General features: G+C 59.7%; 13 protein-coding genes, 2 tRNA genes, 1 rRNA gene and 1 riboswitch. Of the genes, 7 read left to right on the top strand and 9 right to left on the bottom strand.

Annotated features, from left to right (window positions below):
- Nucleotides 1-136 precede the first annotated feature (136 nt).
- The 3 genes from ACSJLU_RS01540 to ACSJLU_RS01530 form a co-directional block, all read right to left on the bottom strand.
- Nucleotides 137-212: transfer RNA gene (locus tag ACSJLU_RS01540), tRNA-Ala, on the bottom strand.
- A gap of 38 nt (nucleotides 213-250) precedes the next feature.
- Nucleotides 251-327, bottom strand: a tRNA-Ile gene (locus ACSJLU_RS01535).
- 74 nt (nucleotides 328-401) lie between these two features.
- Nucleotides 402-1943, bottom strand: a 16S ribosomal RNA gene (locus ACSJLU_RS01530).
- Between the two features lie 637 nt (nucleotides 1944-2580).
- Here ACSJLU_RS01530 and purH point away from each other — a divergent pair.
- Nucleotides 2581-4170, top strand: coding sequence for a bifunctional phosphoribosylaminoimidazolecarboxamide formyltransferase/IMP cyclohydrolase (purH, locus tag ACSJLU_RS01525; protein ID WP_089180508.1), 1590 nt, complete (start codon nucleotides 2581-2583; stop codon nucleotides 4168-4170).
- A 48-nt stretch (nucleotides 4171-4218) separates the two neighbouring features.
- The gene (gene purD / locus ACSJLU_RS01520; protein WP_015376331.1) at nucleotides 4219-5502 is read left to right on the top strand and encodes a phosphoribosylamine--glycine ligase; all 1284 of its coding nucleotides are present in this window, start codon (nucleotides 4219-4221) and stop codon (nucleotides 5500-5502) included.
- A gap of 49 nt (nucleotides 5503-5551) precedes the next feature.
- Here the strand turns inward: purD and ACSJLU_RS01515 are convergent, their stop codons facing one another.
- The 6 genes from ACSJLU_RS01515 to nudC all read right to left on the bottom strand — a co-directional run bounded on the left by ACSJLU_RS01515 (nucleotide 5552) and on the right by nudC (nucleotide 9927).
- Complete coding sequence (locus ACSJLU_RS01515; protein WP_080271274.1) at nucleotides 5552-6223, bottom strand: DUF1481 domain-containing protein; 672 nt, start codon at nucleotides 6221-6223, stop codon at nucleotides 5552-5554.
- 36 nt (nucleotides 6224-6259) lie between these two features.
- Complete coding sequence (gene hupA, locus ACSJLU_RS01510; protein ID WP_004929874.1) at nucleotides 6260-6532, bottom strand: nucleoid-associated protein HU-alpha; 273 nt, start codon at nucleotides 6530-6532, stop codon at nucleotides 6260-6262.
- 189 nt (nucleotides 6533-6721) lie between these two features.
- Entirely contained in the window at nucleotides 6722-7312 is a 591-nt protein-coding gene (locus ACSJLU_RS01505) for a YjaG family protein (RefSeq protein WP_025304951.1), read from the bottom strand.
- A gap of 48 nt (nucleotides 7313-7360) precedes the next feature.
- Complete coding sequence (gene nfi, locus ACSJLU_RS01500) at nucleotides 7361-8047, bottom strand: deoxyribonuclease V (protein ID WP_167324726.1); 687 nt, start codon at nucleotides 8045-8047, stop codon at nucleotides 7361-7363.
- Nucleotides 8048-8056: 9 nt separating this feature from the next.
- Nucleotides 8057-9121 carry a uroporphyrinogen decarboxylase gene (hemE, locus tag ACSJLU_RS01495; RefSeq protein WP_025304949.1) on the bottom strand — a complete coding sequence of 355 codons (1065 nt, stop codon included), beginning with the start codon at nucleotides 9119-9121 and terminating at the stop codon, nucleotides 8057-8059.
- A gap of 38 nt (nucleotides 9122-9159) precedes the next feature.
- Nucleotides 9160-9927, bottom strand: coding sequence for an NAD(+) diphosphatase (gene nudC / locus ACSJLU_RS01490; RefSeq protein ID WP_025304948.1), 768 nt, complete (start codon nucleotides 9925-9927; stop codon nucleotides 9160-9162).
- Between the two features lie 101 nt (nucleotides 9928-10028).
- Here nudC and ACSJLU_RS01485 point away from each other — a divergent pair, with 101 nt between their 5' ends.
- The 5 genes from ACSJLU_RS01485 to thiS all read left to right on the top strand — a co-directional run bounded on the left by ACSJLU_RS01485 (nucleotide 10029) and on the right by thiS (nucleotide 14336).
- Entirely contained in the window at nucleotides 10029-10532 is a 504-nt protein-coding gene (locus ACSJLU_RS01485) for an Rsd/AlgQ family anti-sigma factor (protein WP_016929420.1), read from the top strand.
- Between the two features lie 39 nt (nucleotides 10533-10571).
- Nucleotides 10572-10696, top strand: a riboswitch (TPP riboswitch).
- A 114-nt stretch (nucleotides 10697-10810) separates the two neighbouring features.
- Nucleotides 10811-12754, top strand: coding sequence for a phosphomethylpyrimidine synthase ThiC (gene thiC / locus ACSJLU_RS01480; protein ID WP_049206079.1), 1944 nt, complete (start codon nucleotides 10811-10813; stop codon nucleotides 12752-12754).
- Complete coding sequence (gene thiE / locus ACSJLU_RS01475; protein ID WP_149570721.1) at nucleotides 12747-13397, top strand: thiamine phosphate synthase; 651 nt, start codon at nucleotides 12747-12749, stop codon at nucleotides 13395-13397. The genes thiC and thiE overlap by 8 nt, the downstream gene beginning before the upstream one ends.
- A complete protein-coding gene (locus ACSJLU_RS01470) occupies nucleotides 13390-14139 on the top strand; it encodes a HesA/MoeB/ThiF family protein (protein WP_380828092.1) in 750 nt (249 codons plus the stop codon). Before thiE ends, ACSJLU_RS01470 begins: the two co-directional genes overlap by 8 nt.
- Nucleotides 14136-14336 (top strand): sulfur carrier protein ThiS, encoded by a 201-nt coding sequence (thiS, locus tag ACSJLU_RS01465; protein WP_060448523.1) that lies wholly within the window; start codon nucleotides 14136-14138, stop codon nucleotides 14334-14336. Before ACSJLU_RS01470 ends, thiS begins: the two co-directional genes overlap by 4 nt.
- Nucleotide 14337: the final 1 nt, after the last annotated feature.

The raw sequence follows: 14337 nt of genomic DNA, 5'->3' as shown, positions 1-14337 counted from the left end.
TCCCAATACGTCTACGGAGGGATAAATTTCAGCCGTCATGTTTCAATTTTCAGCTTGTTCCAGATTGTTAAAGAGCAAAATACTTCGCAGCATACTGTCGCCAATATACTCTGAAGTATTGAAATACCGGACTATATGGTGGAGCTAAGCGGGATCGAACCGCTGACCTCCTGCGTGCAAGGCAGGCGCTCTCCCAGCTGAGCTATAGCCCCATACAGTCACGTGCAGTACCTTTTCCACTTCGAAGAAGTGGTAGGCCTGAGTGGACTTGAACCACCGACCTCACCCTTATCAGGGGTGCGCTCTAACCACCTGAGCTACAAGCCTATAAAGGTATTTCTGCTCGTTACTTTCTATCAGACAATCTGTGTGAGCACGCCACTCGAACTAATATCTTTAGGTAAGGAGGTGATCCAACCGCAGGTTCCCCTACGGTTACCTTGTTACGACTTCACCCCAGTCATGAATCACAAAGTGGTAAGCGCCCTCCCGAAGGTTAAGCTACCTACTTCTTTTGCAACCCACTCCCATGGTGTGACGGGCGGTGTGTACAAGGCCCGGGAACGTATTCACCGTAGCATTCTGATCTACGATTACTAGCGATTCCGACTTCATGGAGTCGAGTTGCAGACTCCAATCCGGACTACGACATACTTTATGAGGTCCGCTTGCTCTCGCGAGGTCGCTTCTCTTTGTATATGCCATTGTAGCACGTGTGTAGCCCTACTCGTAAGGGCCATGATGACTTGACGTCATCCCCACCTTCCTCCAGTTTATCACTGGCAGTCTCCTTTGAGTTCCCGGCCGAACCGCTGGCAACAAAGGATAAGGGTTGCGCTCGTTGCGGGACTTAACCCAACATTTCACAACACGAGCTGACGACAGCCATGCAGCACCTGTCTCAGAGTTCCCGAAGGCACCAATCCATCTCTGGAAAGTTCTCTGGATGTCAAGAGTAGGTAAGGTTCTTCGCGTTGCATCGAATTAAACCACATGCTCCACCGCTTGTGCGGGCCCCCGTCAATTCATTTGAGTTTTAACCTTGCGGCCGTACTCCCCAGGCGGTCGATTTAACGCGTTAGCTCCGGAAGCCACGCCTCAAGGGCACAACCTCCAAATCGACATCGTTTACAGCGTGGACTACCAGGGTATCTAATCCTGTTTGCTCCCCACGCTTTCGCACCTGAGCGTCAGTCTTCGTCCAGGGGGCCGCCTTCGCCACCGGTATTCCTCCAGATCTCTACGCATTTCACCGCTACACCTGGAATTCTACCCCCCTCTACGAGACTCTAGCTTGCCAGTTTCAAATGCAGTTCCCAGGTTGAGCCCGGGGATTTCACATCTGACTTAACAAACCGCCTGCGTGCGCTTTACGCCCAGTAATTCCGATTAACGCTTGCACCCTCCGTATTACCGCGGCTGCTGGCACGGAGTTAGCCGGTGCTTCTTCTGCGAGTAACGTCAATTGATGAACGTATTAAGTTCACCACCTTCCTCCTCGCTGAAAGTGCTTTACAACCCGAAGGCCTTCTTCACACACGCGGCATGGCTGCATCAGGCTTGCGCCCATTGTGCAATATTCCCCACTGCTGCCTCCCGTAGGAGTCTGGACCGTGTCTCAGTTCCAGTGTGGCTGGTCATCCTCTCAGACCAGCTAGGGATCGTCGCCTAGGTGAGCCATTACCCCACCTACTAGCTAATCCCATCTGGGCACATCTGATGGCAAGAGGCCCGAAGGTCCCCCTCTTTGGTCTTGCGACGTTATGCGGTATTAGCTACCGTTTCCAGTAGTTATCCCCCTCCATCAGGCAGTTTCCCAGACATTACTCACCCGTCCGCCGCTCGTCACCCAGAGAGCAAGCTCTCCTGTGCTACCGCTCGACTTGCATGTGTTAAGCCTGCCGCCAGCGTTCAATCTGAGCCATGATCAAACTCTTCAATTAAAAGCTTGATTTGCTTCCACTCGAGAAGCGATGCTCAAAGATTTACTGCATGAATTTTACTTCAGTTAGTCACTCTTCAAGACTTGATATTTTTTTGCATCCGAAGATGCTGGATATCGTCTTGTGGAGTGCCCACACAGATTGTCTGATAAATTGTTAAAGAGCAGTGAGTTAGGTGCTTTCGCTTGCTAACTCGAGGTGGCGTATATTACGCTTTCCTCTTTCAGAGTCAACCCTAATTTTCAGGATTTTTTCTCTGCGACCCCCGGATACTCTGTGAAGTTGTTCACATGTTCCGTGTCGATGGAGGCGCATTATAGGGAGTTCCTCGCAGGCCGCAACAGGTATTTTCAGCAAAAACGATCGTTCGCTGCATTCCACAGCAAAACCCCGCCTTATACCCACTTGCGCACAGTGTTATCCACAGATGCGATTTGCACGGAAAATTTACGAGCGCCACGCAAACGTTTTCGCTACAATTCCCCGCGACGAAACGATCCCCCTTTTTATGGGGGCGCTACCTGAATATGTGCCTGACCCTCCCTTTATAAGGCAAAAAACCCTTCCTTATAGAGAGAACGAGGTGGACATTCACGTAACGCTCTTTAATTGCGACTCAAAGCCAAGGGATAAAACCATGCAACAACCTCGTCCAATCCGCCGGGCCCTGCTCAGCGTGTCTGACAAAGCCGGTATCGTTGAATTCGCCGAAGCGCTTTCCCAGCGCGGCGTTGAACTGCTCTCCACCGGCGGCACCGCCCGCCTGCTGGCAGACGCCGGTCTGCCCGTTACCGAAGTTTCCGACTACACCGGCTTCCCGGAGATGATGGACGGACGAGTTAAGACCCTGCACCCGAAAGTTCACGGCGGTATCCTCGGCCGCCGCGGCCAGGACGACGCGGTCATGAATCAGCATGACATCCAGCCTATCGACATGGTGGTCGTCAATCTGTACCCGTTCGCCCAAACCGTGGCGCGCCCAGATTGCTCGCTGGAAGACGCGGTCGAAAATATCGATATCGGCGGCCCGACCATGGTGCGCTCCGCCGCCAAGAACCATAAAGACGTCGCCATCGTCGTGAAGAGCAGCGACTACGCCGCCATCATTACCGAGATGGACAACAACGACGGCTCGCTGCGCTATGCCACCCGCTTCGATCTCGCCATCAAAGCCTTCGAACACACCGCCGCCTACGACAGCATGATCGCCAACTACTTCGGCGCGCTGGTGCCGGCGTACCACGGCGAGACCGAACAGCCGTCCGGCCACTTCCCGCGAACCCTGAACCTCAACTACATCAAGAAGCAGGATATGCGTTACGGTGAGAACAGCCACCAGCAGGCCGCCTTCTATATAGAAGAAGAGGTAAAGGAAGCGTCCGTCGCGACCGCCGAGCAGCTGCAGGGCAAAGCGCTGTCCTATAACAACATCGCCGATACCGACGCCGCGCTGGAATGCGTGAAAGAGTTCGCCGAACCGGCCTGCGTGATCGTCAAGCACGCCAACCCTTGCGGCGTGGCGATCGGCGACGACATCCTGGCCGCCTACGAGCGCGCTTACCAAACCGACCCGACTTCCGCCTTCGGCGGCATCATCGCCTTTAACCGCGAGCTGGACGCCGCCACCGCGCAGGCGATCATCAGCCGCCAGTTCGTGGAAGTGATCATCGCGCCAAACGTCACCCAGGAAGCGCGCTCCCTGCTGGCCGCCAAACAGAACGTGCGCGTGCTGGCCTGCGGCCAGTGGCAGCAACGCGTGGCGGGGCTGGACTTCAAGCGCGTCAACGGCGGGCTGCTGGTGCAGGATCGCGATCTCGGCATGGTGACCGCCGCCGATCTGCGCGTGGTATCCGAGCGCCAGCCGACCGAGCAGGAACTGCGTGACGCGCTGTTCTGCTGGAAAGTGGCCAAGTTCGTGAAATCCAACGCCATCGTTTATGCACGTGACAATATGACCATCGGCATAGGCGCCGGCCAGATGAGCCGCGTTTATTCCGCCAAGATCGCCGGCATCAAAGCGAGCGACGAAGGGCTGGAAGTGAAAGGATCCGCCATGGCCTCCGACGCCTTCTTCCCATTCCGCGACGGCATCGATGCCGCAGCGGCAGTCGGCATCACCTGCGTGATCCAGCCGGGCGGCTCAATCCGCGACGACGAAGTGATCGCCGCCGCCAATGAACACGGCATCGCGATGATCTTCACCGACATGCGTCACTTCCGCCATTAATTCCTTTTGCCGCGTGCGCTCCGGCGCACGCCATTCGTGGAGCCCCTGATGAACATTTTGATTATCGGCAACGGCGGGCGCGAGCACGCGCTGGCCTGGAAAGCCGCCCAGTCTCCGCTGGCGGACAAAGTCTACGTTGCGCCGGGCAACGCCGGCACCGCGCTGGAAGCCAATCTGGAGAACGTGGCGATCGCCGCCACCGACATCCCTGCCCTGGTCGCGTTCGCCCAGAGCCATGACATCGGTCTGACCATCGTCGGGCCGGAAGCGCCGCTGGTGATCGGCGTAGTCGACGCCTTCCAGGCCGCCGGTCTGAAAATCTTCGGCCCGTCGCAGGCCGCCGCGCAGCTCGAAGGCTCTAAAGCCTTCACCAAGGATTTCCTGGCGCGCCACCGCATCCCGACCGCCGAATATGAAAACTTTACCGAGGTGGAGCCGGCACTCGCCTATGTGCGCCGCAAAGGCGCACCGATCGTCATCAAAGCCGATGGCCTGGCCGCCGGTAAAGGCGTGATCGTCGCGATGACGCTGCAGGAGGCGGAAGAAGCCGTGCGTGACATGCTGGCCGGCAACGCCTTCGGCGACGCCGGTCATCGCATCGTAGTGGAAGAGTTCCTCGACGGCGAAGAAGCCAGCTTCATCGTGATGGTCGATGGCGAGAACGTGGTGCCGATGGCCACCAGCCAGGACCACAAACGCGTCGGCGACGGCGACACCGGCCCGAACACCGGCGGTATGGGCGCCTACTCTCCGGCGCCAGTTGTAACCGACGAAATCCACCAGCGCGCCATGGACCAGGTGATCTGGCCGACGGTGCGCGGCATGGCGGCGGAAGGCAATACCTACGTCGGCTTCCTGTATGCCGGCCTGATGATCTCCGCCGACGGCCAGCCGAAGGTGATCGAATTCAACTGCCGTTTTGGCGATCCGGAAACTCAGCCGATCATGCTGCGCCTGCGCTCCGATCTGGTGGAGCTGTGCCTGGCGGGTGCCGAAGGCCGCCTGAACGAGAAAAGTTCTGACTGGGACGAACGCCCTGCGCTCGGCGTGGTGCTGGCGGCCGGCGGTTATCCGGGTGATTATCGCAACGGCGAGGTGATCCAGGGGTTACCGCAGCAGGAAAGCGCCGACGGTAAGGTCTTCCACGCCGGTACGCGCCTGCAGGGCGATGACGTCGTCACCAGCGGCGGCCGCGTGCTGTGCGTGACGGCACTGGGCGACACCGTGGCGCAGGCGCAGCAACGCGCCTATCAGCTGGCGGAAGGCATTCAGTGGCCGGGCAGCTTCTGCCGCAAAGATATCGGTTATCGCGCGATTGCGCGCGGCAAGTGATTTGACCTGATAAGGTCATGACAAGAGGCTCCGCGGTGCGGGGCCTTTTTTATAGCTGGTCTTCTTTCGGTTCCCAGCTGCAGAAGTCGTCGTTCGCCACCAGCAGCAGTTCACTGCCTTCCGGCGCTTCCAACCAGGCGACGCTCACCGGCCGGCTGCTGCTGCGGGCGCGTTTTTCGATCCAGCCGATGGCGGTGGCATCCAACCCGGGTTTTAAGCGCTGGCCGTCGCAGGTTTGCACCTCGCCCTGCATCCAACGCCCCTGCAATAATTTGACCTTGCCGGCGCGCAGCGCATTGCTGACCTCGAGGATACGTCGCGCCTGGTATTGGTACAGTGCTATCTCATCGCTGGTCAGCGGTTCGCGGCGTGTCGCCAGCTGGCGCTGCATAAAGCTCACCGTGCCGTCGTCGGCAAAGCGCAGTTGAATGGAGTCTCGATCGCCGTCGGCGTCGTTGCGTTTGATTTGGCGCAGCACGTCGCCCTGATAGGTGTACAACGTAGTGATGGTGCCTGGCCCCCGGTAGGGACTATAGACACTGACCAGCACCTGCGGACGATGTTGCTCATCGTCTTTACGCCACAGGCGTATCACGCCCTGATCGGCCACAAAGCCGCTGGCGGTAAAGCTGGGAATATCGGAATGGAAACTGCAGGCGCTCAGACCGAGGGCGATGCCGGCGGCCATGAGCACCCGACGAGTAAACAAAAGGGGCGCCATCGCCCCTCTGTTTAATCTTTTCACCGAGGCGCGGTCTTATTTAACAGCGTCTTTCAGTGCTTTGCCAGAAACGAACGCAGGCACGTTGGCTGCTGCGATTTTGATTTCTTTGCCAGTCTGTGGGTTGCGGCCAGTGCGCTCGCTACGATGGTTTACTTTGAAAGTACCGAAGCCAACCAATTGTACTGCATCACCTTCTTTCAGAGACTCAGTAATAGCAGCCAGGGTGGATTCCAGAGCCAGTTTAGCTTGTGCTTTGGAAAGGTCAGCCTTGTCCGCGATTACATCAATCAGTTGAGTCTTGTTCATAAGTTATCCTTACAGTGTGTTTATCGTTTGCAAAGCATCGAGTGCGACGGATATGCCGATTGACAGCACTCTCCTGCATACACGCACCGATAGCCACTTTTTTTACGCCCCCCAAATGTAGACCAGACAGGGTGCGGATGTGAAGCCTTAAGGCATGACAAATCAGGCGTTAAATCACGTTTTGCTGCCTTATTGCGCTAAATTTATCCCGATGTTGCTGACACCGGCCTCTCGCAGGTCGGATCGCAGCCCCTTGATCAGGTCTATATCGCGCTCTTCACAGGCGTCCAACAGGCGGAAAATTTCCCATTGAATGTCCCATTCTTCCTCTACCGCAGGCAAACTGCCCAACTCTTCGTCGGTCATTTCCTTACCGGCTTGAGTCATTTCCAACATCGCCACGGTGCGAATCGATGTTTCGCTGATGGCGATGGCGTGCTCCAGCGTCTCCCCGCCGAGCCGCGAATGGATCAGTTCCCCTAATGCGATACAGGCATCTATTGCCGGGTAAACGCCGTAAAGATCGTAATCTTCCGCCGACGGAATCGCCTCTTCCAACTTCTCGAGCTGGCTGTCGAAGTTGACCTTGGCGTCCTTCACCACCAGCGTTTCCCACACCAAATCCAGAATGCGGCGATAAACCGCCGGATCGCCGAACTCGGTCTGTTTGCAGAACATCTGGTAATTCGGGTACATACGCTCGCACAAACTGGCCATAAAGGTCAAATGTTGCCAAGCCTCGTGCCGTTCCAGACGTAAATGAATCGGGTTACGTAGCATGCTTTACTCTCTTACGCGTTATCTGCGGCGCAGTGTACCCGAAATCGCTCATGGCGACACCTCCGGATGCTGCTGCAACCAACGCTGAAACGCCGGGCGCCGCGATGCGATGGCATCAGCCCAACGGGTCGGCTCCGGCAAACGGTAGCCCGCCATACAGCGCTGCACCCACGCCAGCGCGCTGTCGGCGCCCACGCGGTGACCGGTAGAGATGAACAGCGGGTTGCAGCGCGCCTTGCTGCGCCATACCCAGCCCAGCTGTTCACCCTTATCTTCCAACAGTGCCAGCGCGCCGACGGCGGCGTCCAGCGGCGCAAATTTGCCGCACAGGCGCTTCTTGGCCACGCCGATGGTCGGTACATCGACCAGCAGGCCGAAATGGCTGGCGACGCCGAGACGCCGCGGATGCGAAATGCCATGTCCATCGACGAAGATCAACCCCGGCTTTTGCCGCAGCTGAGCCCAGGCGGCCAGCAGCGCCGGGTATTCGCGAAATGACAGGAAACCCGGGATATAAGGCATGACGGTGGCGATACGCGCCACCTGATACTCCACCAGCTCCAGCGACGGATAGCGCAGGATGGCGATGGCGGCGCGCGTCACCGCTCCCTCCTGCTCGAAGCCCACGTCGGCGCCGGCGATGAAGGCCGGCGGTTCGGCCGGCAGATCGTCGTAGCGAATGACTTCAGCCGCGCGCCGCAGCTGTTCGGCGCGCAGGGCCTGCATATCGGTCACATCGAATCCTTAACGGTGGTATTTCGCCGACTGCGCGTGCACCGCCTCGACGAAGGCGCCGGCGTGCTCAGGCGGCACATCCTGATGGATGCCGTGGCCCAGGTTGAACACATGGCCGTTGCCGTGGCCGAAACCGGCCAGAATGGTCTCCACTTCTTCCGCGATGCGCGCCGGGGAAGCATAAAGCATCGACGGATCCATGTTGCCCTGCAGCGCCACTTTATCGCCCACGCGCCGACGCGCGTCGGCGATGTCGGTGGTCCAATCCAGCCCCAGTGCATCGCAGCCGGTGGCAGCCATCGCCTCCAGCCACTGCCCGCCGCCTTTGGTAAACAGCGTCACCGGCACGCGGCGGCCGTCATTCTCACGCAGCAGGCCATCGACGATCTTGTGCATGTAGTGCAACGAGAACTCGCGGTAATCGCGCCCGGTCAACACGCCGCCCCAGGTGTCGAACACCATCACCGACTGCGCGCCGGCCTTGATCTGGGCGTTGAGGTACAGGATCACGCTGTCCGCCAGCTTGTCCAGCAACAGGTGCAGCGTGGCCGGTTCGGCATACATCATCTTCTTCAGCTTGGTGAAGGCCTTGCTGCTGCCGCCCTCAACCATATAGGTAGCCAATGTCCATGGGCTGCCGGAGAAGCCGATCAGCGGCACTTCGCCCTTCAGCTCGCGGCGGATGGTACGCACCGCGTTCATCACATAGCCCAACTCCACTTCTGGATCGAACACCGGCAGTTTGTCGACGTCAGCACGGCAGGTGATGGGTGAGCTGAAACGCGGGCCTTCGCCGGCTTCAAAGTACAGGCCAAGCCCCATGGCGTCGGGAATGGTGAGAATGTCGGAGAACAGAATGGCGGCGTCCAGCGCATAGCGGCGCAGCGGCTGCAGCGTAACCTCACAGGCCAGCTCCGCGTTCTTGCACAGCGACATGAAATCACCGGCCTGGGCGCGGGTCGCCTTGTACTCCGGTAAATAACGACCGGCCTGGCGCATCATCCATACGGGGGTCACATCCACCGGCTGGCGCAACAGCGCGCGCAGGTAGCGATCGTTCTTCAACTCAGTCATTTATGGGGCTCCCTTAATAATCTGCCGGCCATTGTACATTATTCTGCCCGGCACAGCGCCACGGTGTCCTCAATCAACCGGCGCGCCACGGTGCCGGGCGGCGGTAACAGTGGCAGTTGGTCGTAGCGATACCAGCCGGCGTTGAGCAGCTCCTTGGGGTCGTGTCGAAGGTCACCCTGATGGTAATCGGCCATAAAGGCCATCATCAGCGAGTGCGGGAACGGCCAGGGTTGTGAGGTGACGTAACGCAGGTTCTTGATTTCGATATTGCTCTCTTCCATCACTTCGCGCGCTACCGCCTGTTCCAGCGTTTCGCCCACCTCGACGAAGCCGGCCAGCACCGTGTGGATGCCGCCGCGATGGCGCACGTGTTGCGCCAGCAGGATCTGATCGTCGCGCCGAATGGCGACGATCACGCAGGGCGCAATCTGCGGGTAGTACCGCTCTTTGCAGTGGCCGCACAGGCAGGCGCTTTCGGAGCGGCTGAGGTGCATCTCATGGCCGCAGTAGCCGCAATAGCGATGAGAGCGGTAGAAATCCGCCAACTGAACGCCGCGCCCGGCAAGCTGGAACAGACCGCGATCCTGATCCAACAGCTGACGCACCGATCCCATCTCCCGCGGCATCGCCTGGCGCACCAGCCAAACCGGCGCGCCCTCCCATTCACCGATGGTGCGCGCCATGTGGCCCTGCAGCCCGAGGGCGGCGGCCGTCCCCGACGGCAATTCACCGTTCGGTAACCAAAGTTTGCTTTCATGGCTGACAATCCACCAGCCGTTTTCATTGCCCGTTAATGCAAGTTCCATATCGTTGTTGCACAACCTCAGCTTCACTGGCACTCTACAAATCGGCTTTGTTACATTTTAATAACTTACCGGTTACTTTTGTTACTTACACGGAGTCAAACATGCTCAACCGTTTGGAAAGGCTGACTCAGCGCGTTGGCGGTAGTAATGAATTAGTTGATCAATGGCTTCAGGCCCGCAAACAGTTGCTGGTCGCCTACTGCACGCTGGTAGGCCTCAAACCGAATAAAGAAAAGCATACGCCGCTGAATGAAAAAGCGCTGGAGAACTTTTGCCACAACCTGGTGGATTACCTCTCCGCAGGGCATTTTCATATCTATGACAGAATTATCAAACAAGTGGAAGGCGCAGCCAGTCCGAAAATGTCGCTGGCGGTGAACATCTATCCCAAGCTGTGGGCCAATACTGAACAGATCATGGCGTTCCACGATCGCTATACCGAAGTGGATATCGATCAGGAGGTTTGTCTGGAATTCCACCAGGCCTTGTCGGATATCGGCGAAACGCTGGCGGCGCGCTTTGCGCTGGAAGATAAGCTGATCCAGTTGGAAGCAGAAGCCGCGCAGCAACCGCTGCCGGACCAGACGCTGGATCCGGCGCGTTAAAATTTTATAGTTTTTTTTCTTATCCCTCCTATACTGGGGGGCATCTTGTCGGAGTGCCTAGCGCCTGATTTGTTCATCGAATCAGCCAGGCTGAGACCGTTAATTCGGGATCCGCGGAACCTGATCGGGTTAATACCCGCGAAGGGAACAAGAGTAATCTATCGCCACAGGCACGGCCTCCCCCTTGCGGGCGCCCTGCCTTATCGGCCACCATCATTACTCCCTCCGAGCTCCAGACAAGCAACTTTCCCAACCCAACACACTGGTAGGAACTTGCTATGTCTAACATTAATCCACCGCGCGCCCGTAAAGCGCAACGCGAAGCCGCCCAGCAGTTTATCGACACGCTGCAAGGCATGGCTTTCCCAAACTCACGCCGCATCTACCTGCAGGGCTCGCGCCGCGATATCCAGGTGCCGATGCGCGAAATTGAGCTCAGTCCGACCCTGGTCGGCGGCAGCAAAGATAGCCCGCAGTATGAACAGAACGAGGCGATCCCGGTATATGACACCGCGGGCCCCTACGGCGATCCGCAGGCCGAGCTCGATGTGCACGCCGGCCTGGCCAAGCTGCGCGCCGGCTGGATCGACGCGCGCGGCGATACTGCGACCCTGAACGGCGCCAGTTCCGGCTTCACCCAACAGCGGCTGGCGGACGAGGGGCTGGATCACCTGCGCTTCGAACATCTGCCGCTGCCGCGCAAGGCGTTGCCGGGCAAGTGCGTGACCCAGCTGCACTATGCCCGCGCCGGCATCGTCACCCCGGAGATGGAGTTCATCGCCATCCGTGAAAACATGGGGCGCGAACGCATTCGCGGCGAGGTGCTGCGCCACCAGCATCCGGGCCAGGGCTGGGGCGCCAACCTGCCGGACAACATCACGCCGGAGTTCGTGCGCCAGGAAGTGGCCGCCGGCCGCGCCATCATTCCTGCCAACATCAATCACCCGGAGGCGGAGCCGATGATCATCGGCCGCAATTTCCTGGTGAAGGTGAACGCCAATATCGGCAACTCGGCGGTCACGTCGTCGATCGAAGAAGAGGTGGAGAAGCTGGTGTGGGCCACCCGCTGGGGCGCAGACACCGTGATGGATCTCTCCACCGGCCGCTATATTCACGAAACCCGCGAGTGGATCCTGCGCAACAGCCCGGTTCCCATCGGCACCGTGCCTATCTACCAGGCGCTGGAGAAGGTCAACGGCGTGGCGGAAAACCTCACCTGGGCGATGTTCCGCGATACGCTGCTGGAACAGGCGGAACAAGGGGTCGATTACTTCACCATCCACGCCGGCGTGCTGCTGCGCTATGTGCCGATGACCGCCAAACGCCTGACCGGCATCGTGTCGCGCGGTGGCTCGATCATGGCCAAATGGTGCCTGTCGCACCATCAGGAAAACTTCCTCTATCAGCACTTCCGTGAAATCTGCGAGATCTGCGCCGCCTACGACGTTTCGCTGTCGCTCGGCGACGGCCTGCGCCCCGGCTCGATTCAGGACGCCAACGACGAAGCCCAGTTCGCCGAGCTGCATACGCTGGGCGAGCTGACCAAAATCGCCTGGGAATACGACGTGCAGGTGATGATCGAAGGCCCGGGCCATGTGCCGATGCAGATGATCCGCCGCAATATGACCGAAGAGCTGGAACACTGCCACGAAGCGCCGTTCTACACCCTCGGCCCGCTGACCACCGATATCGCCCCGGGCTATGACCATTTCACCTCCGGCATCGGCGCGGCGATGATCGGCTGGTTCGGCTGCGCCATGCTGTGTTACGTCACGCCGAAAGAGCACCTCGGCCTGCCGAACAAAGAAGACGTCAAACAGGGCCTGATCACCTACAAGATCGCCGCCCACGCCGCCGATCTGGCCAAGGGCCATCCGGGCGCGCAGATCCGCGATAACGCCATGTCCAAGGCGCGTTTCGAATTTCGCTGGGAAGATCAGTTCAATCTGGCGCTCGATCCGGCCACCGCGCGCGCCTATCACGACGAAACCCTGCCGCAGGAATCCGGCAAGGTCGCCCACTTCTGCTCAATGTGCGGGCCGAAATTCTGCTCGATGAAGATTTCGCAGGAGGTGCGCGACTACGCCGCCGCCCAGGAGGCCGCCAAGCCGATCGAAGTGCAGCTGACCGGCATGGAGAAAATGTCCGCCGAATTCCGTGCCCGCGGCAGCGAGCTGTATCACAGCGCCGGCACCCTGCAAGAGGAGACAAACAATGACTGATATCACGACCCCCTTCCCGGCAACGCCCCACAAGCTGGGACTCTACCCGGTCGTCAACAGCGTGGAATGGATCGCTCGCCTGCTGGAAGCCGGCGTTACCACGATCCAGCTGCGCATCAAGGATTTGCCTGACGAGCAGGTCGAAGAGGATATCGCCGCCGCCATCGCGCTGGGCCAGCGTTATCAGGCACGGCTGTTCATCAACGACTACTGGCGGCTGGCGATCAAGCATGGCGCCTACGGCGTGCATCTGGGCCAGGAAGATCTCGATACCACCGATCTGGCTGCCATTCACCGCGCCGGGTTGCGGCTCGGCGTGTCCACCCATGACGACGCCGAACTGGCGCGCGCGCTGGCGGTGAAACCGTCCTACATCGCGCTGGGGCACATCTTCCCCACCCAAACCAAAGACATGCCTTCGGCGCCGCAGGGGCTGACGGAGTTGAAACGCCACATCGCCGGCCTGGCGGATTACCCGACGGTGGCGATCGGCGGGATCAGTATCGATCGCGTACCGGCAGTGCTGGCGTGCGGCGTCGGCAGCGTGGCGGTGGTCAGCGCCATCACCCAGGCGCCGGATTGGCGCGCGGCGACGGCCGAGCTGCTGCGGCTGATCGAAGGCGAGGGGTCGAGCGATGCTTAACGATCAGGAATTCCTGCGCTACAGCCGCCAGCTGCTGCTGGAGGACGTCGGCCCGGAAGGCCAGGAGAAACTCAAGCGCGCCACGGTGTTGATCGTCGGTTTGGGCGGGCTCGGTTCCCCGGCTTCGTTGTACCTGGCCGCCGCCGGCGTCGGCACGCTGCTGCTGGCCGACGACGACCAGCTGCACGTTACCAACCTGCAGCGGCAAATCCTCTACCGCAGCGCCGATACCGCCACCGGTAAGGCGGCGCTGGCGCAACGCCACCTGCAGGCGCTGAACCCGTTGGTGGAATCCATCCCGCTGGCGCAACGGCTACAGGGGCAAGCGCTGCGCGACGCGGTCGCCCGCGCCGATCTGGTGCTGGACTGCTGCGACAATATGGCGACCCGTCATGAGGTCAATGCCGCCTGCATCGCCGCCGCCAAGCCGCTGCTCAGCGGCAGCGCGGTCGGTTTCAGCGGCCAGCTGCTGGTGCTCGAGCCGCCCTATGCGCACGGCTGCTACGCCTGCCTGTATCCGGAGCAGGAAGAACCGCAGCGCAACTGCCGCACTGCCGGGGTACTCGGCCCGGTGGTCGGCGTAATCGGCACCCTGCAAGCGCTGGAGGCCATCAAGATGCTGGCCGGCATGCCTTCCTCCCTCAGCGGGAAACTGCGGCTGTTCGACGGTAAGCAGCAGAGCTGGAGCACGCTGCAACTGAGCCAGGCCCGCGCCTGCCCGGTATGCGGAGGCGCAGCATGAAAATCCGGCTGAACGACCAACCGCTTGAGCTGGCGCAGCCGCTCAGCGTCGCCGCCCTGCTGACCCAGTTGGAACGCCACCAGCCGGGCACCGCGCTGGCGATCAACCAAACCATCATCCCACGCGCCGACTGGGCCGACCATCAGGTGCATGACGGTGACGACATTTTGCTGTTTCAAGCGATCGCCGGAGGCTGAC

The organism is Serratia bockelmannii (assembly GCF_051803255.1).
GTDB lineage: Bacteria > Pseudomonadota > Gammaproteobacteria > Enterobacterales > Enterobacteriaceae > Serratia > Serratia bockelmannii.
This window is presented reverse-complemented; position numbering and strand designations above follow the sequence as displayed.

Coding starts and splice junctions, on each gene's coding strand:
- purH (WP_089180508.1), top strand. CDS start 2,581: ATGCAACAACCTCGTCCAATCCGCCGGGCCCTGCTCAGCGTGTCTGAC.
- purD (WP_015376331.1), top strand. CDS start 4,219: ATGAACATTTTGATTATCGGCAACGGCGGGCGCGAGCACGCGCTGGCC.
- ACSJLU_RS01515 (WP_080271274.1), bottom strand. CDS start 6,223: ATGGCGCCCCTTTTGTTTACTCGTCGGGTGCTCATGGCCGCCGGCATC.
- hupA (WP_004929874.1), bottom strand. CDS start 6,532: ATGAACAAGACTCAACTGATTGATGTAATCGCGGACAAGGCTGACCTT.
- ACSJLU_RS01505 (WP_025304951.1), bottom strand. CDS start 7,312: ATGCTACGTAACCCGATTCATTTACGTCTGGAACGGCACGAGGCTTGG.
- hemE (WP_025304949.1), bottom strand. CDS start 9,121: ATGACTGAGTTGAAGAACGATCGCTACCTGCGCGCGCTGTTGCGCCAG.
- nudC (WP_025304948.1), bottom strand. CDS start 9,927: ATGGAACTTGCATTAACGGGCAATGAAAACGGCTGGTGGATTGTCAGC.
- ACSJLU_RS01485 (WP_016929420.1), top strand. CDS start 10,029: ATGCTCAACCGTTTGGAAAGGCTGACTCAGCGCGTTGGCGGTAGTAAT.
- thiC (WP_049206079.1), top strand. CDS start 10,811: ATGTCTAACATTAATCCACCGCGCGCCCGTAAAGCGCAACGCGAAGCC.
- thiE (WP_149570721.1), top strand. CDS start 12,747: ATGACTGATATCACGACCCCCTTCCCGGCAACGCCCCACAAGCTGGGA.
- ACSJLU_RS01470 (WP_380828092.1), top strand. CDS start 13,390: ATGCTTAACGATCAGGAATTCCTGCGCTACAGCCGCCAGCTGCTGCTG.
- thiS (WP_060448523.1), top strand. CDS start 14,136: ATGAAAATCCGGCTGAACGACCAACCGCTTGAGCTGGCGCAGCCGCTC.